Source organism: Photobacterium sp. WH24 (assembly GCF_019204055.1).
Classification (GTDB): Bacteria; Pseudomonadota; Gammaproteobacteria; order Enterobacterales; family Vibrionaceae; genus Photobacterium; species Photobacterium arenosum.
On record NZ_JAGSOZ010000064.1, the window covers coordinates 1 to 577 of the forward strand.

Annotated in this window: 1 protein-coding gene; it reads right to left on the bottom strand. The window is 45.2% G+C overall.

From position 1 onward, the window contains the following. Positions 1-496, bottom strand: a 496-nt coding sequence (locus KCG43_RS21340) for a transposase domain-containing protein (protein ID WP_218387487.1), incomplete at its 3' end; no start/stop codon positions are given. Positions 497-577 lie beyond the last annotated feature (81 nt).

Genomic DNA, 577 nt, shown 5'->3' on the forward strand with positions numbered 1-577 from the left:
CAGCCAGAACGGAGGGGAAGGAGGCCGATTTTTGAGCATATCCAAACGCCTGATTACTCGGTGTATCATGGGTCTTAAAATAGGTGCCATCTACACTGAGCACTTTAAGCCCGCAGATTTGGTCAAATTCACACTGCTTTTCCCATTGTGCGGCTGTGTGTTTGAATAAATATTGCATTGGTTTGGCACCGAGTTTTTCTTTTCCCTTAATAATACTGCTTGTCGCTAAAGGCGGCAGCTCTCCTTTCGAGTCCGGAAAGGCGAGTTCAAGTTTGTCGCAAACGTTCTGAATAGAGCGATTTCTAAGTAATCCAATCCCCAGTACCAGCCACACAGCCTGCTCGGCTGGGAAACGTCGTTTACGAACAGAAGCTCGCCCTGTCTGTTGAACAGCTTCTTCTACCCACTCTAAGGGAATGTGCTTAGCAAAAGTATTGATATGGTGGTCTTGGCAGAACTCAGCGGTGATATGCAGTTCTTTAGAAAATTCAGACATAAAAAAATCGGCCTCAACAAAGTTGAGACCGATTATGAAGCCTACAGAGGATCGTTCAATGACTTAAAACGATCGGCATTA